Below are 24,295 nucleotides of genomic sequence, written 5' to 3' on the forward strand. Positions count from 1 at the left end.
CCTCCAATGCTTCTCATATATAAATTACAAATCCCTATAAAAACAAGTTCTATTTCCTGTATGGCATGCCGCTCCAACTTGCTCAGCTAATATCAAAATGGTATCATTATCACAATCTATTTTTATTTCTTTCACATACTGAAAATGTCCCGAAGTTGCTCCTTTATTCCAAAGTTCATCCCTACTTCTACTGTAAAACCAAGTTGTATTATCCTCTAATGTCTTATTTAAACTTTCTTTTGACATATAGGCTAACATTAAAACCTCTTTAGTCTTATAATCTTGAACTATAGTTGGAATCAATCCATTCATCTTTTCAAAATCAACTTGCTCCACTCTCTTGCAAATCTCCATACAATTTTTCTCCCTTCAGATATATACTAGCTATTTGCTTTTTATATAATCTTAAACTTATATACGTACTGAAATATTTTTATCATGTAAATATCTTTTAACCTCATCAACAGTTAACTCCCCATAGTGAAAAAGAGAAGCGGCAAGTGCTGCATCCGCTATATTACTTTTAAATACATCATAAAAATCTTCTAAACAACCGCATCCACCTGAAGCTATTACCGGAACATTAGTTATATCACTTACAGCTTTTGTCAATTCCAAATCAAAGCCTTTTTTAGTTCCATCTGCATCCATAGATGTTAAAAGAATTTCTCCAGTTCCAAGCGCTGTTGCTTCCTCAATCCACTTTAGCAGATCTAATCCTGTATCAATTCTTCCTCCGTTTATTACAACATTCCATCCTGTATTATCAGATCTTTTCTTTGCATCAGCTGCCAATACTATACACTGACTTCCAAAATAGAAAGCTCCTTCTTTTATAAGCATTTTATTTCTAACAGCTGCTGAGTTTAAACTCACCTTATCTGCTCCTGCTCTAAGTATTGACTTTATATCATCTAAAGTCTGAAGTCCTCCACCTACTGTAAATGGGATGAAAATTTTTTCAGCTACACTTTGAACAACTTTTTCCATTATGCCACGTTTTTCATGAGTTGCTGTTATATCTAAAAATACTAATTCATCCGCTCCTTGCTTATTATAATATTCTGCAAGTGCAACAGGATCACCTACATCGACCAATCCCTCAAAATTAATTCCTTTAACAACTCTTCCTTCTTTTACATCAAGGCATGGAATAATTCTCTTAGTATGCATCCAGTTATCTCCCCTCTTTAGAAATTTCTATTGCTTTTTCTAAAGACAATGTTTTAGCATATATAGCTTTACCTGTTATTGCCCCATATAAGTCTATGTTTTTTAATTCTTTAATATTTTCAATATCCTTAATTCCACCAGAAGCTGTAATATCAATACTTACTGTTCTCTTAAGTTTTTTAAGCATTTCTACATTAGGTCCTTCTAATGTTCCATCTTTACTAATATCGGTTACTATTATATTCTTAACACCAATATTCTCCATCTTTTTAGCAAATTCTATATAATCAAGGTCACTGGCCGCAAGCCATCCCCTTCCATATACTTTGCCATCTTTACAGTCTATTCCAACTGCTATTTTGCTATCATATATTGCTATTGCCTTTTTTAGTAACTCTTCATCTTCCATTGCTATAGTTCCAAGAATTACTCTTGCTACTCCATTATCTAAAAGATATTTAATAGTTTCAAAAGACCTTATTCCTCCACCTAGTTCCACAGGAATATTAAGCTCATTAGCAATTTTAATTACTAGCTCATGATTTTGATTACTTCCACTTTTAGCCCCATCTAAATCTACTAAATGTATATATTCTGCTCCCATATCTTGAAAAGATTTTGCTGTTTCAAATACATCATCTGCAACAATTTCTTTTTTATTATAATCTCCCTGATACAATCTTACTGGCTTGCCATCAATTATATCAATTGCTGGTAAAATTATCATTTAATCAACTCCCCAAAATTTTTTAAAATAGCCAAACCTACAGATCCACTTTTTTCCGGATGAAATTGAGCTCCTATTACATTTTTGCACCTAACTACACCTGGTATCTTATTTTCCCCATATTCGCTGTATGCTACCAAATCTTCATCATTATAACCTTGTGCAAAATAAGAATGCACATAATAAACAAATCCCCCTTCATCTATACCTCTGAAAAGTTCATCGCTTCTACTAAAAACCAAATCATTCCAACCAATATGTGGGATCTTTATATTATTAACTTTATCATCTTTCATTTTAATAATACTACCTTTTAATAAGCCGAGCCCTTTTCTTTCAATTCCTTCAAATCCATTTTCAAATAATAATTGCATACCGAGACATATTCCAAGAAGCGGTTTATTCCTTCTTACTTCTTCTGATATTATTTTATCTAAAGATAATTTTTCAATAGTCTCCATAGCATCTGGGAATGCTCCAACGCCTGGTAATATTAATGCATCCGCATCTCTGATTTCATCTTCACTACATGAGATCTTATTCTCAATCCCAAGATAATCCAGGGCATTCTTAACGCTTTTTAAGTTTCCCATTCCATAGTCTATTATAACTATCATTATATAACCCCCTCCTATAATAAAGATCAAAATGAATAACAAATGATAAGTTAGCATCTCTATTCCCCAAACTTTACAGATATTTTACTAATAATCATCATTATTCATTTTTCTCTTTTATAATTTTTTATAAGCTTCCTTTAGTAGATGGTATATCATTATCACTACTTCTAGATATAGCTTCTTTAATTGCTCTTCCAAAAGCTTTAAATAAAGCTTCTATTTTATGATGATCATTTTCACCATATAAAACTTTTAAATGAAGTGTTATTCCAGCATTAAATGCAAAGGCTCTGAAAAACTCAACCACCATTTCAGTTGACATTTCACCAACTTTTTCTCTCTTAAAATCACAATCAAAAACCAAAAAGGGTCTATTGCTCACATCAATTGACGCTAAAGCAAGCGTTTCATCCATTGGTATATAAAAAGTTCCATATCTGTTTATGCCATGCTTATCTCCTAGTGATTCTTTAAATGTTTCTCCTAATGTTATTCCGATATCTTCTATCGTATGATGATCACATACATAAGAATCTCCTTTAGCAAATACATTCAAGTCAACCTTACTATTAAATGAAAACAAATTTAACATGTGGTCTAGAAATCCAATCCCTGTATTTATTTCACTATTCCCGTTTCCATCTAAGTCAATTTCTACTCTAATACTAGTTTCTTTAGTTATTCTTTCTCTTCTTGAGCTTCTATCTGACATACTAATTCTCCTTAAAACGAATAATTGTATTTTAAATATAGTTTTCCAAAAGAATTCTATACATTAATAATATCTATATAAAACATAATCTTTCTATAGTCAAGCATATCTAAGAAAATAATATGCAGATGATATGATTATTTTTTATTGAGCCGAAGATTATCCCTTTAAATAAATCAACATACCAACTTATCATTTTCCTAAACATGCCAATTAGTTATACATATATAAAAATCTTTTTTATTCCTTCAACTACTTTCCTATTTTGCATTGGTGAACCAACTGTAATTCTGAAACTGTCATCATTAAAATTTCTAATTATTATCCCAATACTCTCAAGTCCCTTAATAAGAGCTTCCTTATGAGGTGTTCGTCCAAAGATGTAGTTTCCCTTTGACGGATAGAATTGTATTTTCATTGCGGCATTTTTTTCAACCTCTTTTAAATTCTCATATAATTCTTCTCTTTGTTTAACTATTTGTTTTGCATTTTTAACAACATTTTCTGGGTATCTCAAAGCCATTGAGGCCAGATTTTGCGAAAACGAACTTATTGTATATGGAATTTTATAATTTAATAATTCAGAAATATTACTCTCATGAGTTATCAAAAATCCTACTCTCAACGATGCAAGCCCCCAAGCCTTTGACAAGGTTCTTGTAACAACCAAGTTTTTATATTTATTTATATATGGAATCATTGATTTTCCGTAGAATTCATAATAAGCCTCATCTACAAGAACAACAGTATTTTTAAAAACTTCTAAAATATTAACTATATCTTCTAACTCTATTCCAATTCCAGTAGGATTATTGGGATTTGAAAAGATAATTAGATCTACGGCTTCTTGTTTTCCTATATTTATAAATTCCTGAACATTAAAATTCATAGTTTTGCCTATATCATATTTCTTTAATTCTCCACCAAATCTTGAAACAAAAAAATCATACATTGTAAAATCTGGTCCTAGAGTTAATGCCTTCTTTCCATTTTTAATAGCCTTACTTACAACAAGTTCAAGCATCTCATCAGACCCATTTCCTACAATTATATTTTTGCTCTCTATATTTGCATAATTTGCATATAATTCTTTAATGGTAGTCATCTCATTTGTAGGATACCTATGGAAAAGTACATTAGTTAAGCAAGATTTCATTTTCATTAGTATCTTTGGGTCCATCTCTAGATAAATTTCATTGCTATCTAGATTTATTGTATACTCATCATACGAATTTATATACTCATTATAAGTTCCCATTCTCTAATCTCACTTTCACAGAATTAGCATGAGCTGTAAGTCCTTCCTTGCTTGCTAATGTTATAATTTTTTCTCCATTTTCCATAAGTGCTTCTTCTGAATAATAAATGAAAGAAGATTTTTTTATAAAACTATCAACTGATAACGGTGAAAAGAACCTTGCTGTACCACTTGTAGGTAATACATGATTTGTCCCCCCAAAATAATCTCCTATAGGCTCTGGACAGTATCTTCCTAAAAATACAGACCCCGCATTTCTAACCATACCTAAATATTTCATTGGATCATCTACCATTAGTTCTAAATGCTCTGGAGCTATAGAATTAGAAATGTCAATACATTCTTCTATTGTTCTACAAATTATTGTACTTCCAAAATTTTCAAGGGAAGTTCTTATTATTTCTTCTCTTTCAAGAGTCTTTACTTGTCGTTCCAACTCCATCTCAACTCTCTTGTGTAATTCTTTTGATGTTGTGATTAATATTGATGATGCTAATTTATCATGCTCTGCCTGTGACATTAAATCTGCTGCTACAAAACACGGATTAGATTTCTCATCAGCAATAACTAATATTTCACTGGGCCCTGCAATCATATCTATATCAACTTCTCCAAATACTAATTTCTTTGCAGTAGCAACAAATATATTTCCTGGTCCAACAATTTTATCAACCTTTTTAATGCTCTCTGTTCCATAAGCTAAAGCTGCAACAGCTTGTGCTCCTCCAACTTTATATATTTTATTAATTCCTGCTATTCTTGCAGCCACTCCAATATATGGATTAATCCCTCCATTTTTATCTGGTGGAGTTACCATAACAATTTCATCTACTCCTGCTACTTTTGCAGGTATTACATTCATAAGCACTGATGATGGATAAGCAGCAGTTCCACCTGGAACATAAACTCCAACTCTTTCTAAAGGCAATACTCTCTGCCCTAGGTATACTCCTTTATCTTTTGTCATTAAAAATCCATTTGATTTTTGTTTTTCGTGATACTCTTTTATATTTGCTTTAGCTTCTTCTAATGCTTCAATGAACTCTTTCTCCACTTTATTAAAACATTCATCAATTTCAAAAGTTGATACTTCTAAAGTTTTAAGTTCAACCTTATCAAATGACTTCGTAAGTTCAAATAAAGCTTTATCCCCATCTTTTTTCACTCTTGATAGAATACTATTTACACTTGAGATTATCTCTTGTTCCGTTTCTGTAACTCTACCTTTAAGTTCACTAATTAAGCTTTCTTTATTACTCTCGGTAATCTCCATTAAATTTAACATATAATTAATAGCCCCCCTTTGACTTGATAAAAAAGTAATAACAACAAAAAATACTCTTTAAATTTTATTTATTATTTTTTATTAATTACTCAAGATATCATAATCAATTTTATCAACATCTCACGAATTTTGTCAATTATTAATCACTTTCTTAATCCTATCTATAAAATCCCATATTTCATTCTGCTTCATTTTAAAACTAGCTTTATTCACTATCAATCTAGCACTTATTTCACAAATCCTATCTATAACAACTAAACCATTTTCCTTTAAAGTTGTTCCGGTTTCCATGATATCCACAATTCCATCACATAGGCCTAATATTGGTGCAAGTTCTACTGATCCCTCTATTTTTATAACTTCTACATCCATCCCTTTCTTTTTAAAATAATCCTTTGCAACTTTTGGATATTTACTTCCTATTTTTATATGACCAACTTTTTTGAAAATATCACTTTCTGGTAATGATGCTACTATGAATCCACACTTTCCAAATCCTAAATCCAAAACTTCATAGCAATTGTTATCACTTTCCAAAATAGTATCTTTTCCAACTACTCCAAGATCAGCTACACCATGTTCAACATAAGTTATTGAATCTGCTGCCTTTACCAAAAAATAATTTATATCCTGCGTTTTATCTTTAAACACAAGTTTTCTACCTTTGCTTTTTAATTCTGAAGGATCAAATTTCGCCTTATCTAAGATCTTTATGGTTTCTTCTTCTAATCTTCCCTTTGTTAATGCTATGCTTATGCTCATTTTTAATATTCCCCACCCTTAACTACTTTTATTTCTTTCATATCTTCATTTGGTAATAAATCAACGATATACCCTTGATTCCTAAGCTCTTCACTTTTTTTAATAGCTTCAATTCTAGTATTTTTATTATAGTATATCTTATATATATTTTCCTTTTCACTTGCTATTTTATTGAACTTTACAGTTGGAATCACAGCATCAATATCTATCGAAAATCCTACTGCTGGAACACATTTTTCTGAAAGCTCAATTAAATTATCATATCGCCCACCTCTCAGTAACGTATTGCCAACACCTTCACCATAACCTCTAAAAATAATTCCTGTGTAATAATTCAGTCTCGGAACCATTCCTAAATCAAATGTCACATTTTTACCATAGCCCAACAAATCTAGTTCCTGGTATAATGCCTCCAGATAATCAAGATTTTTTCTTAACTCTTCATTAAATGCTAACTTTTTAGCCTCTTCCAAAATCTGTTTATCCCCAAACATCCAAGGCAACTTATTAAAAAATGCCTTATACTCTTCCTTTATATCTAAATCCTCTAAATAATCCTCCAAACTTTTCATGTTTTTATCCTCTATAAACTGCGCAATAGCCTCTTTATATTCCTGCTCTATTTCTAAATTTTTAAATGCCCCATTAAAAAAACCGATATTTCCTATTTCAAGCTTAAAATCATTTAATCCTAATTTCTTCAAAGCTTCTAATGCCAATACTAATATTTCTAAATCAGATTTTTCATCTTCAAGTCCTATAAATTCAACACCGCAATCTGTATATTCATTCCTCTTTCCCCCAAGACTCGCATGCACTCTAAAAACATTCGAGGTATACCTAAGCTTTATCGGTAATTCTACATCTTTGAGCTTAGTTTCTACAACTCTTGCTATTGGAATTGTCATATCTGGCCTCAAAATTAATATACGCCCCCTATTATCGAAGAACTTGTACATATCTTCTTCTCTTAGAGTTTGTGAATTATAGTTGAAAGTTTCATAAAACTCCAGCGTCGGTGTTATAACTTCTTTATATCCCCATTTTTCAAAAAGTTTATCAATGTCTTTTTCTAAAATACGTTTTACTGCACATTCATCTAATACTAAATCCCTTGTTCCTTCTGGAAGTATGTTCTTCTTATTCATTTTCCACCCCACCTATTCTTATTGCTTAATCTCTATATCATTTTATCGTTTTATCAGTTTAGCGTGCTAAATTATCATTTAATTTATGATAACTTATTTTTTCTACCATGTCAATCATTTCAAAAACCTTTATATAATTATTTATAAGTTATATGTTAAATATTCTTATATCCTTAATTTTAACTATATAGAAATTAGTGTTATAATATAATAGTTTATTTGTAAAAGTATTTTTAATACTGGAAATATATTGAAAGGAGACTTTTTACATTGATTACTAAAGATATACACATAAACGCAATAAAAAAAATGCACATCCATACCAAAACTTCTGAATCAGTACGCCTTGGTATTCTCCTTGCAATTGTTGGAGGTTTCTTAGATGCTTACACCTTTGTCTGCAGAGGTGAAGTTTTTGCTAATGCTCAGACTGGTAACCTTGTTTTACTTGGAATAGCTCTTACGAAGAGAAATCCTGGCCAAGCAATTACAGCTTTACTGCCTATTTTAGCATTCGTGCTTGGGGTGATATTTACCGAAAGGATAAAAGATATTAAAGTTCCATCAATGACTTTTGCTACAAATGCGGAACGTATAATTTTAATTATTGAAATTATTGTGCTTTTTATTATAGGATTTATACCAACTACAGTCCCTAACATATTTGTAACAGTTCCAATTTCATTTGTGTCATCAGTTCAAATCGCATCTTTTGGAAAACTAATTGACTCTCCATATAGTACAGCTATGTGCACAGGTAATTTGCGTTCCGCATCTCAAGCTGCTTATAAATCATTTATAGAAAAAGATAAAAAACTTGCTCTCAAAAGTATTCGCTACTTAGTTATAATCTTTTTCTTTATTGTTGGAGCTTATTTAGGCGGAATCTTAACTTTACACGTTGGTGGCAAATCAATTTGGTTCGCCGTAGTAATATTAATTATTTCAGTAGGCTTATTTAGCTTTGATAAATATATTTTTGATCATAACAGCAAAGAACAAATAACAAGTGAAACTTAGAATGTCATTCAAATATTTAAATTATACAAAAAATACCTCAGGTAAAATAAACCTGAGGTATTTTTCTAAAATGGTACAACTTCAATATTTTCAATTGATTTTTGTACTAATTCATCCACATTTAATTTTTCTTCTTCTTTCATTATTGCATCAAGTTTTGGATTTGTCTTCGGATGCTTTGGAACAAATATTGTACAACAGTCTTCATAAGGCAAAATTGAAGTCTCATATGTTCCTATTTTTCTTGCTATTTCCATTATATCTGTTTTATCCATTGCAATTAACGGCCTAAATGCTGGTCTATCAGCACAATTATCACTTACAATAAGACCATCCATAGTCTGACTTGCAACTTGGCCTATACTTTCTCCCGTACTTACTGAATTTATTCCATACTTATCTGCAAGTTTACATGCTATCCTCATCATAAATCTTCTCATTATTATTGTAAGTTCATCTTCTCTACATTTATTTATAATTTCCATTTGAATATCTGTAAAAGGAACTATGTACAAATTAATTTTTTCTGTATATTGAGCTAATATTTTCGCTAAATCTTTAACTTTATCCTTTGCTCTTTCTGATGTATATGGGTGGCTGTGATAATAAACACAACTTACTTCAACACCTCTTTTAGCCATCATGTATCCTGCCACTGGGGAATCAATACCACCAGATAACATTAACATTGTACTACCATTCATTCCATACGGAAGACCTGCTGCGCCCTTTGTTATATCAGTATTTGCCCAAACATAAGCATAATTATTTCTTATTTCAATATTTATTAAAATATCTGGATTTTTAACATCAACATTTATTTCTCCATCTAAATTAGTAAGAACATATGCTCCTACTTTCCTTGAAACTTCCATAGAATTCAATTCAAATTTTTTATTAGCTCTATTTGTAATAATCTTAAAAGTATTTCCTTCTGATTGTCTAACCTTTTCTAACGCAACCTCTTGTATACTATTAAAATCTATGTCAACTTCTCTAACTAAACATACTTCAAGTATCCCAAAAACTTTACTGATCCTATTAATACTTTCTTCTATTTCATCAGTTTTTATAAAATATCTTCCACTATCGTGTATAAATTCAGCTTTTATCCCATCAAGTTTTTTAGCTATATTATCTCTTAATTTTCTTTCAAATTTACCTCTGTTTAACCCCTTTAAAAATATTTCTGGTGCGTACTTTACTAAAATAAGTTCTCTCATTATTTTTTTATCCTCCTTAAAAATTTAAGTCCTTTTTCTAAAATGTCTACTACATAATCTATCTCTGATTCATCATTATCATCCGAAAAAGAAAATCTAATTCCTCCTGATATTTCATCCTTAGTTAATCCTAAAGATTTTAACACATAACTACCACCAATTCTCTCTCTTTCCTTAGAAGAACACGCTGATCCTGTAGACACATATATTCCTGATTCCTCTAAATAATGAAGCAATACTTCGCCTCTTACACCTCTAAAAGAAACATTCAATATATAAGGTGAAAAATCATTATTTAATAGACTATTTATCTTTATATTATCGATATTACTTAATTTATCAACTAATTTTTTCTTTATCTGAAATACCTTTCCGTAATTTTCTTTCATATTATCATTTGAAATCTTAGAAGCTAAAGCCATTCCCATAATTCCAGGTATATTTTGTGTACCCGCTCTTATTCCAAACTCTTGAGATCCACCTTCTATCAACGGTGATAAAGAACTAGTATTTTTTATATATATAAATCCTACACCTTTAGGTCCATGAAATTTATGAGCACTCACTGTTAGAAAATCTATATTCATTTTCTTTACGTCTATAGGTAATTTACCATAGCTTTGAACTGCATCAACATGAAATTTAGTTCTATTGCTACTTGCTCTTATTATGTCTCCTATTTCTTTTAGATCTTGGATTACTCCAACTTCATTATTTACATGCATTATTGAAACCAATACCGTTTCCTTATTTATAGCTTTTTTTAGCTGTTCCAAGTTAATCTTACCATCTTCATTTATCTCTAAAAATGTTACTTTAATATTATTTTCTTCTAATTTCTTTATAGTATTCAAAATAGAAGCATGTTCAAAAGGAGTTGTAATAAGATGAGTTCCGCTTTTCAAAAGCCCCTTTAGAACTAAATTATTTCCTTCACTTCCACCCGAAGTAAAATGTATTTCATTTTCACTTGCGTTTATAGTTTTAGCTAATATACCTCTGCATTCTTTAAGTTTTCTTTCACTTTTCAACCCCAAATTATGTAAGGAAGACGGATTTCCGTAAAATTCCTTCATACCAAAACTCACTTCATCTATTACCTCATCAAGCGGCTTTGTTGTTGAACTATTATCAAAATAAACTTCCATATAAGTCTTCTTCCTTTCAAGTTTATAGACGTCTAAAGATCAATTATAAAATATATTCTTCCCTTATTATCTTATAAACTTACTATGTAATATACATGTTTTATTATAACAAAAAAATAATCCCTGCATAGTATTTTTTTAAATATATAAAATGAAGCAGTAAATAAGAATTTCTTACTTACTGCTTCTGATAGAGAGAGAAAATTAATAAGGGATAATTTCTTAGTATTAATTTTTGCTATACTTTTCGTAATATTTAATAAGACCTTGAGTTCCTAGATCACCCAAATTATCGTTATCTAATGTTTTATACATTTTTAGCACTTCATTTAATACGCCTAAATTTATGAAATTATCCGTAGACTCTTCTATTGCTAAATTCATATCCTTAATAAAATGTTTTATATAAAAACCAGGGTCAAAATCTCCTTTTAACATACGAGGAGCCATATTTTTCATTTGCCAACTTCCCGCTGCACCTTCACTTATACTATCAAGCATGGTCTGAACATCTAATCCTGCTCCTTTTGCATACGTAATTGCTTCGCACACTCCAGCTATCGCACCAGCTAAAGCTATCTGATTTGCCATTTTAGTATGCTGTCCATTCCCAGCTTTTCCTTCATAAATTATATTGGTTCCAAGTGCAGATAAAACATCTTTGTGTTTTTCAAAAACTTCTAAATCTCCACCAACCATTATAGATAATGTAGCATTCTTTGCACCTACATCTCCTCCTGATACTGGCGCATCCAAAGCATATATTTCTCTCTTTTTAGCCTCATTATAAATTTTTATAGAAAGCTTCGGACTTGTAGTAGTCATGTCAATTATACAAGACTCTTTTTTAGCATTCTCTAAAATGCCATTTTCCCCAAAATAAACTTCTTCTACATCTTTAGGATATCCTACAATTGTTATTATGACATCTCTATTATTTGCACAACTTTTAACATCGTCGCACCATTTAGCACCTTCATTTATAACATCAAGAACTTTTTCTTTTGTCCTTGTATAAATAGATACCTCATATCCTTTCTTCATTAGGTTTCTAACCATAGATTTTCCCATTACACCTACACCTATAAATCCAATTGTCTTCACTTCAAACTCCTCCATTTTTAGTTATAATATTTTGTATCCTCATATTTAACTTCTTAAAATTAGTATTAAGAATCTTTTTCTACGTCAATCCATGTCATTTTACTTTTTAATCTATTAATTTCTGCTTCCTGATCTTTTATTATTGTTTTATAATAAACTTCTTTATCTCCCCACTCTTTACTTAAATTGTTTATTAATGATGCCATTTCGTCAGCACTTCCTACAATTCTATTAAAGAGCATTAAGTTGGACTTAAGTATTTCCGGAATTTCATTATGGGAATATCTTAACCTATGATCTATTTCCCCATATCCTTCCTCAAAAATTGTTCTAACCTGTATCTCCGCTATTACCTTTTCATTGATTGGATAAAATTCAACTAAATAATGAACTGATCGATATCCAGAGGCTTTTGACCTTACTTCTATAATAGGATCATCAAAAACATCTATATTATCTCCTTCTCTTACATTTGCAGTAATCTCAGTTACATTCCAAGTTTTTATTATAAAATCATGTATCCCCTGCCATTGGTCTTTAAATATATGTATAACTCTAATTCCTATTAAATCATTTATTTCATTTCTATAATTATTTACTGTAAATTCAAAATCATCTCCGTATTTATTTTTTCTATCTTCTGTCTTTCTTATAACTTTTTCTATTAATCTCTCAGGATCTTTAATCCTTGATTTAACAGAATGCACCATTCTCTGCGATCGTAAAATGTTTGCTATAAATGCAGCCTGGCTTTCATAAGAAGTTTTATAATTTATGTAGTCTTCGTAGATTTCCTTAAGATTTTCAATATTAATATTATTTTTAGAAATTATTTCTTTAGCCTGAGGATATTTTTCCAAAAATATATCTATGTTAAAACTTTTTTTCATTCTGCATACTCCTCTATAAATTCCATTAATTTCGATACTATATAGATTATACTACATTAGGCATAATCAAAAAATAACAAATCCATCTGCCACATCTATTTTCCATCATACTGCATCAGCAGATTGCCTACTAGCTTGCTATGAGCCCACTCTACTTTCTTGCCTGATGAAAAATAATCATAGCATTTTGACCTTGTTATTTTCTTTCATATGCCTTAATTAAAAATTATTTCAAAAAACTTCAACCAAAATAAGATTGAAGTTTTTTATTAAAATTATATGGTTTATAATAACTAATAGTTTAGATTAAATTTCTATGAAATAGTCCTTTTCAAGGTATATAAATGTAAATTGTTTATTATAGCCCAAATTTTTGTATGCAAAATACTTGTAAAGAATATGCTATCCAGCTTCTAATTTAATTCTTAGCAAATTTTCCAGTTCTATTTCTTGTCTATAAATTTTGATATTATCATTGTACAGACAGTATTTCCTGATGAATTTAATAATGTCGCTGGCGCATCAATTATTGTAGCTATTACAAGCATTATAGCTAATGCTTCCTGTGGAAATCCAAATATACTTAAAATGAGCATTTCACCAATCGCCCCACCTCCTGGCACCGCCCCAACTACTGCACCAATGAGAAGCCCTGCTCCTAATATAGGAAATAAGGAACTAATAGTATTCATGTCTCTGCCAAATATAGCAAACAAGAACATTATTTTATATATTCCTCCAATCACTGAACCATCCTTATGAATGTTAACTCCAAGAGGCATTATTATATTAGCCAAGGTATCTGATACCCCCATATTTTTAGCTGCTTTTATATTTACTGGTATGCAGGCAGCACTAGAGCATGTTGCTAATGCAGTTATTGAAGGTTCTGCTGCATTTTTCCAAAACAATTTCACGCCTTCTTTTCTACTTGCTATATAAGCATATATACTGAAGAATACAAAGAAGTATATTATGGAGACAACCAAGTATAGTATAAATATTTTTGCATACCCACTTAATATTTGTCCTCCTAATTGTCCAATTACATTTGCAAAATAAGCTCCAAGTCCAATTGGTGCATAATACATAATTATATTTACAACTTTCATTGTCACTGTAGCTCCACTGTTTAAAAATGACGCAAAAGCCTTGCCTTGTTCCTTAGAAATCATAGTTCCAAAACCTATTAATATAGAAAATAATATTAGTGCTAACAAATTATTTCTGGATAAAAGTTCAGAAAAATCCCCTACACTTATACTCGAAACAATCTTTTCTAAAACTCCTCCACTTTTAGGTGTATCTATACTATTAGTGGTCATTAGATTATTAAACATTGATGGGTCCAACCCAACTGCTGGATTAAACATTTTGAAACTAATTACTCCTATTATGCCTGAAATAATTGCAGTAATTCCAAATGTAATCAATGTTATTATAAATATTCTTCCGAGCCTTTTTGATTTATCCATATTAGCTATCGCAGAAGCAATACTAAAGAATACTATAGGAACTAACATTGTAAATATTAAATTCAAAAATAAATTTCCTAGTGGAGCAAATATTTTAGCTTTATCTCCCATTATAATACCTATCGCCCCGCCTAATAATATCGATAACACTAGAATCAATGACGATTTATAGTTCTTTAAAAATCTCAATTTTCTCGCCCCCTAAATTTTGATGCTTAAATTATAAATATTAGCACTATCCAAGAGCTTTCCTAACAACTTCCCTATCATCAAAATATATTTTATCCTTACCTATTATCTGATAATCTTCATGTCCTTTTCCTGCTATTATTAATAAATCATCGTCTTTTAAAAGTTTTAATCCTTTTTCAATAGCTTTCTTTCTATCAACGATTTTCTCATAAGTTGAATTTATGACTTCCATTCCTTCTTCAATGTCTTCAATTATTTTTATCGGATCTTCTGTTCTTGGATTATCTGATGTTATTATGCAATAATCTGATAAAATTCCTGCTGCCATTCCCATTACTTTTCTCTTACTCTTATCTCTATCTCCACCACAACCAAATACAGTAATAAGTTTGCCTTTAGTCGTCTCTCTTGCCATCATCAATAGTCTTTCTAGCGCATCCGGAGTGTGTGCGTAATCAACTATTATATTTTTATTTAAATTATTTTTTATCATTTCTAGTCTTCCCGGAACATGTTTTAGATTAGATAAACAGCTTATAATGTCACCCATATCCATGCCAAGACCTATACAAGCTCCTATAGCAGCCAAAACATTATATACAGTTATTTTTCCAGGAATATTTACTTTTACATCTGTAATACACCACCAGCGCCATTTTATGTCCCTAAATTTGATTTTGAATATTATACAATCATTTCTGTATCTAATCTCAGTTGCTCTAATATCAGCCTCTTTATTTATTCCATAAGTTAAAATCTTACAACTAGCCTTTTGTATAATTTCTTCTGCTATTCCATCATCTAGATTTATAACTCCTAGCTCACATTTTTTAAACAATTTTATCTTTTCATTCTTATAATTCTCCATTGTTCCATGTTCTTCAAGATGATCTTGAGATAGATTTGTAAATACTCCAACTTTAAAATCACAATGCTCAACTCTCTGTTTTGCTAATGCAGACGAAGTAACTTCCATTATAATATTTTCAGCACCTTTACTAATAAATTCTCTAAATAATCCTTGTAATTCTAATGATTCAGGTGTTGTAGGATTAACCTTTTGTATGCTTGCTTTTTCTTTATTAAATTCATATCCCAAAGTTCCTATTATAGCTGTTCTTTTTTTATATGACTCTAATATGTCTTTTATATAATGTATAACTGTAGTCTTTCCGTTGGTACCTGTTACTCCAACCAAATTAATTTCTTTAGAAGGTTCATTATAAAACACGTTAGCTATACTTGCTAAAGCTAACTTAGTATTTCTTACTTTTATTACTGTTATATTTTCATTATCTATTTTAATTTCTTCCTGTATCACTATTGCTAAAGCGCCACTTTTTACTGCTTCATCTATATAGTCGTGACCATCTGCATTAGCCCCCTTTATGCAGATAAACACTGAATCTCCTTTCACTTTTCTAGAATCATAACTAACACTCCTAGCATCTATATCAACACTGCCGCTAATTATTTCGTAATCTAAATCTTTTAATAAATTGTATAACTTCATTTTTATTCCTCCAAGAATTACTTAACTTCTTATATCTTCATTATATACAACATTTTCGCATTAAATAGTGCATATATTGCTTGATATACTGCAAAAAGTGCTTTATGATTTTAATATATATGTTGCAATTGAATTTTTACATTATTATTATAATTGTGCACTTAGCTTACTGGAATTTTAAATGTAAGTTCATTATTGCTACATATATAAAACTAAAATTTATATATACACATCTTAGAGTTAATTGAATATATATTTATATCTTATATTTTTAATTAATACATTTGTAATTAAAGTTATTTCAAGGGAGTTTTCAACTATGAATAAAAATAGTAATAAATCAGGCTACTTAAACAATGATTTTCAATTATTTCATTTAAAAGATAAAAAAAATCAAGAATTTGAGTTCCATTATCACGACTTTAATAAAATAATAATTTTTTTATCTGGAAAAGTAACTTATTTAATTGAAGGAAAAGCATACAACTTAAAACCATGGGATATTCTACTTGTAAATAATCATGATGTTCATAAACCTATTATTGATTCTTCTGAAATTTATGAAAGAATTATTATTTGGGCGAATTCTGATTTTATAGAAAACCATAACTATGAAAATTGTGATTTATCTACTTGTTTTAGACTAGCGAATGAAAAAAGTTTCAATCTTATTAGACTTAATAGTAAATTGCAAGATAACATTAAGTTTATAATAGATTCACTAATGACTTCATTTAATTCAAAAGATTTTGGTAGTAAACTTTTGAGCAATTCATTATTTATTCAATTGCTTGTATACTTAAATAGAGTTCATCTTAACAACATGTATATAAATGATGAAGGATCTCTCAAATATGATAAGCAAATTGAAAAAATCTTGAAATATATAAATAATAATTTATCTGAAAATCTTTCTACAGAAACTTTATCTCAAAAGTTTTATATTAGTAAATATTATCTTATGCATAAGTTTAAAAAAGAGACTGGATATACTCTTCATAACTATGTAAATCAAAAGAGATTACTAATGGCAAAGGACCTTATAATTAGTGGTGAGCAAATTACGAAAGTTTATTTACAATGTGGATTTAATGATTATACATGTTTTCTACGTTCATTTAAAAACCTGTTTAAAAAATCTCCAAGTGAGTTTTCCCCAAAAACAAAAAAACTATCTTAAAATAGTTTTCTATTCTTAAGATAGTTTTTAATAAGTTACCAGTATAAATATGCTAACTCATTGATATTAATTAAATTTAATATGGCAATAACCAGTAGGATTTTTTTCTAAATAATCTTGGTGATATTCTTCTGCTGTGTAGTATTTCTTTAACGGTTTTACCTCAGTTACAACTTGAACATCGCATTTTTCTTGAATACTTGCTTTACTTCTATTAATTGTATCAGCATCAGATTCATCAATATAATAAATTCCACTTCTATATTGAGTACCAACATCTCCAGCTTGTTTATTTAATGTCGTAGGATCGATGATACTCCAAAACTTATCTAATAATTTATCAAGCGAAACTTTTTTTTCATCGTATGTTATGTAGCATACCTCAACAAAGTCTGTATCATTTTTGCAAACTTCTTCATATGTTGGATTTTCTGTTTTTCCATTTGCATATCCTACTTCTGTTTCTAATACTCCTGGTATCATAGAAAAGAATTTCTCTACACCCCAGAAGCAGCCTCCGCCAAAAACTATTTTTTTCATATTTAACACATCCTTTAACAGCATTATAAACCCAAATAATAGTACTTTGCAATTATATATATTATAATTGAGTTTCTAAATTTTTATCTTAATTGCGCCATTGGCTTAGCATAATAATGAATGTAGATTTATCATTTCAATAATTTTACCTATTGAAATAGTGTGCCTTATAAAATCAAGTTTTCTTTTCACTATTAACTCTATCCATCCAATTTAAAATATCCTTATATACCTGCAATTTATTTACTTCGTGTAAAAGATCATGATATTTGTCTGAATATATTTTAGTAAAGACTTTCTCGTATCCTATTTTTTTCATAAACCTTGTTAATTCATTAAATCTTTTTTCACTTATAATAACTATATCATCTTCTCCTGCAATGGATAGAATCGGGAGATTTAAGTTTCTTTTTGCCCAGTCTTTTTTGCTATAGTCAATTTTTATTAAGTTACATAGATTTTCAAAACCATTTATTGTGAAAATAAATCCACAACCTTCATCATTCGTAAACTTATCTCTTTCTATTTCTGACGTCGTTATAACATTATCTCCTATTCCTCGAAGTATTTTATGTATAAAAATTGACCTATAATGATCTCCCTTTATCTTTTCTATAATTTTACACAATTTTTTAATATACGGGATGACTTTATTCTTTACTGGTGAACCACAAAGTATAAGACCATCTAACTCATAATCATATTTTTTTAAGTATGCTCTTGCAATTAATGATCCCATACTAAATCCAAATAAAAAGTAAGGATATTTCTTGTACCTTTGCTTCATATATAGTGTTATCTGATGTAAATCATCTACGAGATTCGTGGTTCCGTTGTTATAAAAATATCCATAATCATTTTTAGTAATAACACTTTCACCATGACCTATGTGATCATGGACTATAGAAATATAACCATTGCTGCCTAAATAATCCATGAAATGTATATAGCGTTTTCTATGCTCCATCATACCATGACTAATTTGAAATATTCCCTTTATTTCGCCCTTAGGTACATAAAGCGTTATACCTAGATTTATATTGTCTTGCATAGATTTCATCTTAAAATCCTTAAATTTTTTAGAATAATCTTCCACTTCATTTTCATAAGATAATTTATTCATAAATTCCTCTTTATTAAAAAGCTTATTTTTTTATATGCTTCCCTTATTTATAGAAATTTAAAATACTTATGAAAGAAATCTATAAAACTCTAATGTCTTGCTTTATGTTTCTTACAAAACAAAATACCCAAAAGCTCATTTAAGATTCTTTCAGGCATTTTAAATTTCCTAATTTAATATAATAAATTTTTATTATAAATTCTCATATACTGCCTTATCATATAAATAAATAATTGCGAATAAATAATCCTTTAAACTTACAATCGCTTTACAAAAAGCACTAACTTCAATATCTATATATACGAAAGCCATGATACTATATTATCATTTTTCTGTTCACTAACACTCTCTCCAACTGTTTAGATAACAATTTAATCTCGCTAGTAAGCTCACTAATTTCTTTTTCCTTTTCTTTTATTCTAGTATCCTTAAGCTTTAATTGCTCTTTTAGTAATTTTAATTCTTTATTAAAACCTTCAATATAATTATGAGAAATAGCTTGTAATTGAGAACGTGAGATTCCTATTTCTAAATCGTTGTATACATTATGTTTAAGCTCACTAAATATCTTATCCCTGTTGCCATACTCTATATATGATATTAATTCCTCATTAATTTCTCTATTTCCATTTAGAACTCTAAAAAATACATTAGTTATTATATTTAATATCTCTATTCCAGAGCCATAAATTTTATTATTCTTATCAGATACAATAAATGTATTAATTTTACTCTGAACATTATCTTGCATACTTAAATTAATATTTCTATTGTTATATATATCAAAGAAATTTTGCATTATACTACAATTTCTATTTCCTACTTTTGCTTCAATAACTATCCCACCTGATTCTCCATCATTCTTAGTAATAAATGAATAGAACTTCTTTAAAAGTCTTTTTGTCACTATTGAATACGAATCATCTGATTCATTTAAATTTTGCTTAATTGAGCTTGAAATTATTTTGAATCTTAATCTGCTAATCAATGTTGGTAATTTATTTACAAACTCACTTATTATAATTTTATCAATATTCTTGTACACTTCCTCTTTTAATATTATATTATCCATTGGTATATTTGCATCACTATCCAGAAGACATTCTTTCTTATACTCATTTAATTTTCTTTTCAATTCACATTCACTGTTTTTCCAATCGATGCAATAATCATATTCAAAAATCAACCCTACCATTGAGAAATTTCCGCTTTTATCTAAACTTGTAATTCCCCTTTCATCAATAAACATTACATATTTTTTCCCCATATAAACTTCTCCCCTTCACTAATTACTCTTTAACCTAATATACCCAATATTCTTTACAACGCACAACAACAGATACATCCTTATAACTATCCTAAGCATGCTTTTTTACATATAATTTATTAAACATCATCGTACTAATGCGATTTTTTAAAGGAAATATATTTTTTATTACCCTACTACTCAAAATTAAATTCTCCTCTATTTTTTGATACGTCGAAATAGCAAATACAATCACAAAATAAGTTTAAATTTATCTTGCAATTGTATCCGTTAATACTAAATAAATATATGGCATACTTCTATAGATTTAGAACTTAGATTACTAAATTTATGAAAAATATTTTTCTAGTATTCTAGAGCTCTTAAAATATTTATAGAGACAGGATAATTTACTTGTTAAAATTATCCTGTCTCTATAGAAAATATATCAGTTTAGATTACTGTCTATTTATTTTTGTCATTTCCCTTACCTTTGGAATCTGAATTGCCATTATTACTTTTCTCTGACTTTGATGAGTTGCTATTTCCCTGAGTTCCAGAACCCTTTTTTTCGGATCCATTTGAAGCCTTTTCATATTTCCTGTCTTGGTCTTCTTCTTGATTAATGTCTGCATTACTATTTTCTTCTTTTTTCAAATTACCATTATTACTTTTCTCATTCCATGAATTATTGCCTTTTTCTGTCTTAGCTTCTTTAGTTTTTTGATCTCCTATTGATGATTGTGTAAATGTAATATCTTCTTCTGTTGATCCAGACGCTACATTAGCATCCTGATTACTAGTGCTTGTGTTTGTATCTGTTTCAGTGTTAGTATTTGTATTACTACCTGTAACATTCGTATTAGTATCTACAGAATTATTTACATCAACAGCATCATTATCATTTCTAGTCATTTTTCTCAATTCTTTAGTTTTCTTTTGAATTTCCTTAACTGAAATCGATTTATAATCATCTACCTTAATACTTGGATCTAGTGCTTGAAGCTTTTGTATAAGATTTAATTTTCCTGGAGTTATTCCGAGTTGCCTTGCTTCATCTCTTCTTGCAAGTGCTACTTTATTAGTTTCAACTTCTGCTTCCAAATCATTATTTTTTAATGTTTCATCTGCAGTTTCTTTTAAAGATTCATTTAACTTATCTGCTAAACCATCCTTATCTGTAGATACTGTAATTTCAACTGCTGCAGCTGTAGTTACATTTGCACTATCTTCCTTTATGTAACCATCTGATATGGCATTTGTTATTACTGTGCTGACTGCATTGTCAACTTTAGTGTTTACCAGATTAGTTCCTTCTAGAACTTTTTCACCATCTTCATTATATGCTTCTGCAGATACTACTGTATCAAAAGCGTTTACTCCTAGCTCAACACTCGGATTAATATCTAAACTGACATATGCTACCGGAGTTTTAGCATAAGCATATACTCCTCCTCCTAAACTAAATGCTACTGCTATCGATGCAGCTAAAGCAATTTTTCTCTTCATATAAGTTCCCCCTAAAATATTTTTCATCTTATTGTTAAATGTATTTTTCTTGCTTAAGTATCCCGCTTTTTTCTTTACAGATTCTTCAATACGTTGTCTAGAAGACAAGTCCATAGATAGGTTAATATTTTCATTCAATAATAAATCAGTATCCTTAATGTTTAAGTCATCTAATAATTTAAATAATTTATCATCCAATTTATCTCCCCCCTCCCAATAATTTTTTTAATTTTTCCATACACCTAGAAACTTTTTTATCAATTGTATTAACTTTTAAACACAGATCACTGGAAATGTCTTTCGAGCTTTGATGCAAGTAATATTTTCTTATAATTATTTCACTATCAGGTTCTCCTAATGATTTTATAGCACTTATAAGCTCAGAATTGCTTTCTTTTAATAAAATCGAATGTGCTGCATCATCTACAACACTATGTAATTCTTGGGCTACATCATCTATTGGAAGATGATTATTATTTTTATTTTTTCTATACATATCTATAGCTTTTCTTTTTGCTATAATTGCTAAAAAGGCTTTGATTGATCCCTTATCTAAATCAATTCTATTTTTATAATGAAATACTTCAAAAAACACATCACTTACACATTCTTCTATATCTTCTTTTGAATACATTCCAGAAAGTTTATTAAATATTATTGTGTAAATAAGTGCCATATAGTTATCCATCAGCTTTTTAAGGCCTATTTCCGGCTTCTCATCCAAAAGTTTTAGTAATTCAATATCCGAAATCAAAATGCACCTTCTTCCCCTAAAATTTCGTTATATATTATACAATTCGTAATACATAAATAAAATCTGACAATAAATTTCAAAAAATATAATAATTTTTACATTATCAATATCAAATACTTATATTTTCTTTTCTCTCCTGTTCTATGTAATATATATTAAATCTATAGATAAATCCTATTAATGCTATTACTAGTGATTCTTCAATAATAATTTTTTATACTATTTCACGATATATTCCAATTAAATTTATACATTCTGTTCCTCCACTGGATTTAATGAAACTCTAAATTCAAATTGATTATCGCAAAAAAATGAGTAGCTATTATTATTTTCTATATTAGCTACTCATTTTAAACTATTTAATTATTTTTATTTTTATCCTTATTACCATTCTGCGAGTTTGAATTACCGTTATCACTTTGTTTTTGAGTTTTAGCTGAATTATCTTTTGATTTTTCAACTGCTGTAGCATTTTCTTCTTTTTTACTAGATGAATCACTATTTTCTTCTTTCTTGACACTTCCATTTCCATTTGATTTAGAAGAAGAATTGCTTATTTTATCTTCTGTAACTGCATCTTGATTAGCATCACTCTCTATGTTTCCACCAGTATTTGCATCATCTTTAACTGTAGTCTCTTCATTATTATTGATCTTCTTTAATTCTTTAGTCTTCTTTTGTATATCTTTTACAGAACTTGATTTATAATCTTCTACGCTTATAGTTGGATCTAATTCCTGTAGTTTTTGTATCAGGTTTAGTTTACCTGGAGTTATTCCTAACGTTCTTGCTTCATCTCTTCTTGCAAGAGCAACATTCTGAGTTTCAACTGTTGCTTCTATATTATTTTCCTCTAATGATTTGTCAGCAATTTGTTTTAAAGATTCATCTAACTTCGTTGCTACATTATCTTTATCCGTAGCTGTAGTAATTTCAACTGCCGATGTACCGTCTTCCTTTATATATCCATCTGAAACTGCATTTGTAATAATATTCTTAACTGCATCATCAACATCGCTATTTACTAGGTTAGTATCTTCCAACACTTTTTCACCATCTTCATTATATGCCTCTGCAGAAATAACTTGATCAAATGTATTTACTGATAGTTCAATACTTGGATTAATATCTACACTAACATATGCTACAGGAGTGGTCTTTGCATGAGCATATACACCTCCCCCTAAACTTGAAAGCGCTACAACAGATAGTACTAAAGCTATTTTTCTTTTCATGTAAATTCCCCCTAAAATATAATTCATTTTTTCTTTAAAAGTATTATTTGATTTATAATAACCAGTTTTTTTGCTAACTAATTTTTCAATTCTTTTTATAGTGATATCATCTAATGATAACTTTATATCTTTAGATAGCAACAAATTAGTATCACTAATATTTAAATCATCCAATTTTTCAACTAGTTTATTCTCCAAATTATAAAATCCCTCCCAATAGTTATTTTTTTGTACACAAATCAACTATTTTTTTCTTTACTCTTCTTAATAATTTTAAAACCCTGGTTTTAATAAGTACTGTAAAACTTCTGTCAGTTGTTTTTTGCTTTTCATAATATAATTCGTATTGTTATTATGAAATCTGACAATACTGCTGATAGAATTTAAATAAATTTAATTAGAACAAAATCGCAGGCGACTGTGTTTAAGTTCCGTATTGTGCTTCGCACTCTTTTCAT

General features: G+C 29.2%; 23 protein-coding genes. 2 read left to right on the plus strand and 21 right to left on the minus strand.

All coding sequences use genetic code 11. The annotated features are described in order from the left end of the window. Positions 1-24: 24 nt before the first annotated feature. From hisI to hisZ, 9 genes are all read right to left on the minus strand, one after another. Complete coding sequence (gene hisI / locus L3B96_RS00565) at positions 25-354, minus strand: phosphoribosyl-AMP cyclohydrolase (protein ID WP_011968657.1); 330 nt, start codon at positions 352-354, stop codon at positions 25-27. A gap of 57 nt (positions 355-411) precedes the next feature. Further along, on the minus strand, positions 412-1,173 hold the full coding sequence (hisF, locus tag L3B96_RS00570; protein WP_238858559.1) for an imidazole glycerol phosphate synthase subunit HisF: 762 nt from the start codon (positions 1,171-1,173) through the stop codon (positions 412-414). Between the two features lie 4 nt (positions 1,174-1,177). Beyond that, on the minus strand, positions 1,178-1,900 hold the full coding sequence (gene hisA / locus L3B96_RS00575; RefSeq protein ID WP_011968655.1) for a 1-(5-phosphoribosyl)-5-[(5-phosphoribosylamino)methylideneamino]imidazole-4-carboxamide isomerase: 723 nt from the start codon (positions 1,898-1,900) through the stop codon (positions 1,178-1,180). Next, the gene (gene hisH, locus L3B96_RS00580) at positions 1,897-2,517 is read right to left on the minus strand and encodes an imidazole glycerol phosphate synthase subunit HisH (protein WP_065415838.1); all 621 of its coding nucleotides are present in this window, start codon (positions 2,515-2,517) and stop codon (positions 1,897-1,899) included. Before hisH ends, hisA begins: the two co-directional genes overlap by 4 nt. 127 nt (positions 2,518-2,644) lie before the next feature. Further along, positions 2,645-3,232 (minus strand): imidazoleglycerol-phosphate dehydratase HisB, encoded by a 588-nt coding sequence (gene hisB, locus L3B96_RS00585; RefSeq protein WP_238858560.1) that lies wholly within the window; start codon positions 3,230-3,232, stop codon positions 2,645-2,647. 217 nt (positions 3,233-3,449) lie between these two features. After that, positions 3,450-4,490 carry an aminotransferase class I/II-fold pyridoxal phosphate-dependent enzyme gene (locus L3B96_RS00590; RefSeq protein WP_238858561.1) on the minus strand — a complete coding sequence of 347 codons (1,041 nt, stop codon included), beginning with the start codon at positions 4,488-4,490 and terminating at the stop codon, positions 3,450-3,452. Then, positions 4,477-5,775, minus strand: a complete 1,299-nt coding sequence (gene hisD / locus L3B96_RS00595) for a histidinol dehydrogenase (protein WP_238858562.1) — start codon at positions 5,773-5,775, stop codon at positions 4,477-4,479. Before hisD ends, L3B96_RS00590 begins: the two co-directional genes overlap by 14 nt. Before the next feature lie 132 nt (positions 5,776-5,907). Further along, positions 5,908-6,537 carry an ATP phosphoribosyltransferase gene (gene hisG, locus L3B96_RS00600; RefSeq protein ID WP_011968650.1) on the minus strand — a complete coding sequence of 210 codons (630 nt, stop codon included), beginning with the start codon at positions 6,535-6,537 and terminating at the stop codon, positions 5,908-5,910. A 2-nt stretch (positions 6,538-6,539) separates the two neighbouring features. Next, positions 6,540-7,685, minus strand: coding sequence for an ATP phosphoribosyltransferase regulatory subunit (gene hisZ, locus L3B96_RS00605; protein ID WP_236895132.1), 1,146 nt, complete (start codon positions 7,683-7,685; stop codon positions 6,540-6,542). Between the two features lie 270 nt (positions 7,686-7,955). Here hisZ and L3B96_RS00610 point away from each other — a divergent pair, with 270 nt between their 5' ends. Next, positions 7,956-8,705 (plus strand): YoaK family protein, encoded by a 750-nt coding sequence (locus L3B96_RS00610; protein ID WP_238858563.1) that lies wholly within the window; start codon positions 7,956-7,958, stop codon positions 8,703-8,705. A 65-nt stretch (positions 8,706-8,770) separates the two neighbouring features. Here L3B96_RS00610 and thiI read toward each other — a convergent pair whose 3' ends face one another. The 6 genes from thiI to L3B96_RS00640 all read right to left on the minus strand — a co-directional run bounded on the left by thiI (position 8,771) and on the right by L3B96_RS00640 (position 16,250). Then, on the minus strand, positions 8,771-9,928 hold the full coding sequence (gene thiI, locus L3B96_RS00615; RefSeq protein WP_238858564.1) for a tRNA uracil 4-sulfurtransferase ThiI: 1,158 nt from the start codon (positions 9,926-9,928) through the stop codon (positions 8,771-8,773). Beyond that, the gene (locus tag L3B96_RS00620) at positions 9,928-11,076 is read right to left on the minus strand and encodes a cysteine desulfurase family protein (protein WP_238858565.1); all 1,149 of its coding nucleotides are present in this window, start codon (positions 11,074-11,076) and stop codon (positions 9,928-9,930) included. The genes thiI and L3B96_RS00620 overlap by 1 nt, the downstream gene beginning before the upstream one ends. 228 nt (positions 11,077-11,304) lie before the next feature. Beyond that, positions 11,305-12,195, minus strand: a complete 891-nt coding sequence (locus L3B96_RS00625; RefSeq protein WP_275297061.1) for an NAD(P)-dependent oxidoreductase — start codon at positions 12,193-12,195, stop codon at positions 11,305-11,307. 50 nt (positions 12,196-12,245) lie between these two features. Then, positions 12,246-13,070, minus strand: coding sequence for a RelA/SpoT domain-containing protein (locus L3B96_RS00630; protein WP_011968644.1), 825 nt, complete (start codon positions 13,068-13,070; stop codon positions 12,246-12,248). Between the two features lie 443 nt (positions 13,071-13,513). Then, a complete protein-coding gene (locus tag L3B96_RS00635; RefSeq protein WP_238858567.1) occupies positions 13,514-14,734 on the minus strand; it encodes a dicarboxylate/amino acid:cation symporter in 1,221 nt (406 codons plus the stop codon). Positions 14,735-14,780: 46 nt separating this feature from the next. Further along, complete coding sequence (locus L3B96_RS00640) at positions 14,781-16,250, minus strand: UDP-N-acetylmuramoyl-L-alanyl-D-glutamate--2,6-diaminopimelate ligase (RefSeq protein ID WP_238858568.1); 1,470 nt, start codon at positions 16,248-16,250, stop codon at positions 14,781-14,783. A 319-nt stretch (positions 16,251-16,569) separates the two neighbouring features. Here L3B96_RS00640 and L3B96_RS00645 point away from each other — a divergent pair, with 319 nt between their 5' ends. Beyond that, complete coding sequence (locus L3B96_RS00645) at positions 16,570-17,430, plus strand: AraC family transcriptional regulator (protein ID WP_238858569.1); 861 nt, start codon at positions 16,570-16,572, stop codon at positions 17,428-17,430. A gap of 66 nt (positions 17,431-17,496) precedes the next feature. Here L3B96_RS00645 and msrA read toward each other — a convergent pair whose 3' ends face one another. From msrA to L3B96_RS00675, 6 genes are all read right to left on the minus strand, one after another. Continuing rightward, positions 17,497-17,970, minus strand: a complete 474-nt coding sequence (gene msrA / locus L3B96_RS00650; protein WP_238858570.1) for a peptide-methionine (S)-S-oxide reductase MsrA — start codon at positions 17,968-17,970, stop codon at positions 17,497-17,499. Between the two features lie 175 nt (positions 17,971-18,145). Further along, the gene (locus L3B96_RS00655) at positions 18,146-19,093 is read right to left on the minus strand and encodes an alpha/beta fold hydrolase (RefSeq protein ID WP_238858571.1); all 948 of its coding nucleotides are present in this window, start codon (positions 19,091-19,093) and stop codon (positions 18,146-18,148) included. Between the two features lie 316 nt (positions 19,094-19,409). Next, positions 19,410-20,360 carry a DUF3800 domain-containing protein gene (locus tag L3B96_RS00660; protein ID WP_236895156.1) on the minus strand — a complete coding sequence of 317 codons (951 nt, stop codon included), beginning with the start codon at positions 20,358-20,360 and terminating at the stop codon, positions 19,410-19,412. A gap of 444 nt (positions 20,361-20,804) precedes the next feature. Next, positions 20,805-22,046: a hypothetical protein gene (locus tag L3B96_RS00665; RefSeq protein WP_238858572.1), complete on the minus strand. Its 1,242-nt coding sequence runs from the start codon at positions 22,044-22,046 to the stop codon at positions 20,805-20,807. 1 nt (position 22,047) lies between these two features. After that, positions 22,048-22,602 carry a sigma-70 family RNA polymerase sigma factor gene (locus tag L3B96_RS00670; protein ID WP_171788671.1) on the minus strand — a complete coding sequence of 185 codons (555 nt, stop codon included), beginning with the start codon at positions 22,600-22,602 and terminating at the stop codon, positions 22,048-22,050. Between the two features lie 359 nt (positions 22,603-22,961). Continuing rightward, positions 22,962-24,035, minus strand: coding sequence for a hypothetical protein (locus tag L3B96_RS00675; RefSeq protein WP_077305390.1), 1,074 nt, complete (start codon positions 24,033-24,035; stop codon positions 22,962-22,964). Positions 24,036-24,295 lie beyond the last annotated feature (260 nt).

This window comes from Clostridium sp. YIM B02569, assembly GCF_022320765.1.
In the GTDB taxonomy this organism is placed as follows: Bacteria; Bacillota; Clostridia; order Clostridiales; family Clostridiaceae; genus Clostridium; species Clostridium beijerinckii.

Excerpts from the sequence above, each read along its gene's own strand:
- hisI (WP_011968657.1), bottom strand. The coding sequence starts at position 354 with ATGGAGATTTGCAAGAGAGTGGAGCAAGTTGATTTTGAAAAGATGAAT.
- hisF (WP_238858559.1), bottom strand. The coding sequence starts at position 1,173 with ATGCATACTAAGAGAATTATTCCATGCCTTGATGTAAAAGAAGGAAGA.
- hisA (WP_011968655.1), bottom strand. The coding sequence starts at position 1,900 with ATGATAATTTTACCAGCAATTGATATAATTGATGGCAAGCCAGTAAGA.
- hisH (WP_065415838.1), bottom strand. The coding sequence starts at position 2,517 with ATGATAGTTATAATAGACTATGGAATGGGAAACTTAAAAAGCGTTAAG.
- hisB (WP_238858560.1), bottom strand. The coding sequence starts at position 3,232 with ATGTCAGATAGAAGCTCAAGAAGAGAAAGAATAACTAAAGAAACTAGT.
- L3B96_RS00590 (WP_238858561.1), bottom strand. The coding sequence starts at position 4,490 with ATGGGAACTTATAATGAGTATATAAATTCGTATGATGAGTATACAATA.
- hisD (WP_238858562.1), bottom strand. The coding sequence starts at position 5,775 with ATGTTAAATTTAATGGAGATTACCGAGAGTAATAAAGAAAGCTTAATT.
- hisG (WP_011968650.1), bottom strand. The coding sequence starts at position 6,537 with ATGAGCATAAGCATAGCATTAACAAAGGGAAGATTAGAAGAAGAAACC.
- hisZ (WP_236895132.1), bottom strand. The coding sequence starts at position 7,685 with ATGAATAAGAAGAACATACTTCCAGAAGGAACAAGGGATTTAGTATTA.
- thiI (WP_238858564.1), bottom strand. The coding sequence starts at position 9,928 with ATGAGAGAACTTATTTTAGTAAAGTACGCACCAGAAATATTTTTAAAG.
- L3B96_RS00620 (WP_238858565.1), bottom strand. The coding sequence starts at position 11,076 with ATGGAAGTTTATTTTGATAATAGTTCAACAACAAAGCCGCTTGATGAG.
- L3B96_RS00625 (WP_275297061.1), bottom strand. The coding sequence starts at position 12,195 with ATGGAGGAGTTTGAAGTGAAGACAATTGGATTTATAGGTGTAGGTGTA.
- L3B96_RS00630 (WP_011968644.1), bottom strand. The coding sequence starts at position 13,070 with ATGAAAAAAAGTTTTAACATAGATATATTTTTGGAAAAATATCCTCAG.
- L3B96_RS00640 (WP_238858568.1), bottom strand. The coding sequence starts at position 16,250 with ATGAAGTTATACAATTTATTAAAAGATTTAGATTACGAAATAATTAGC.
- L3B96_RS00645 (WP_238858569.1), top strand. The coding sequence starts at position 16,570 with ATGAATAAAAATAGTAATAAATCAGGCTACTTAAACAATGATTTTCAA.
- msrA (WP_238858570.1), bottom strand. The coding sequence starts at position 17,970 with ATGAAAAAAATAGTTTTTGGCGGAGGCTGCTTCTGGGGTGTAGAGAAA.
- L3B96_RS00655 (WP_238858571.1), bottom strand. The coding sequence starts at position 19,093 with ATGAATAAATTATCTTATGAAAATGAAGTGGAAGATTATTCTAAAAAA.
- L3B96_RS00660 (WP_236895156.1), bottom strand. The coding sequence starts at position 20,360 with ATGGGGAAAAAATATGTAATGTTTATTGATGAAAGGGGAATTACAAGT.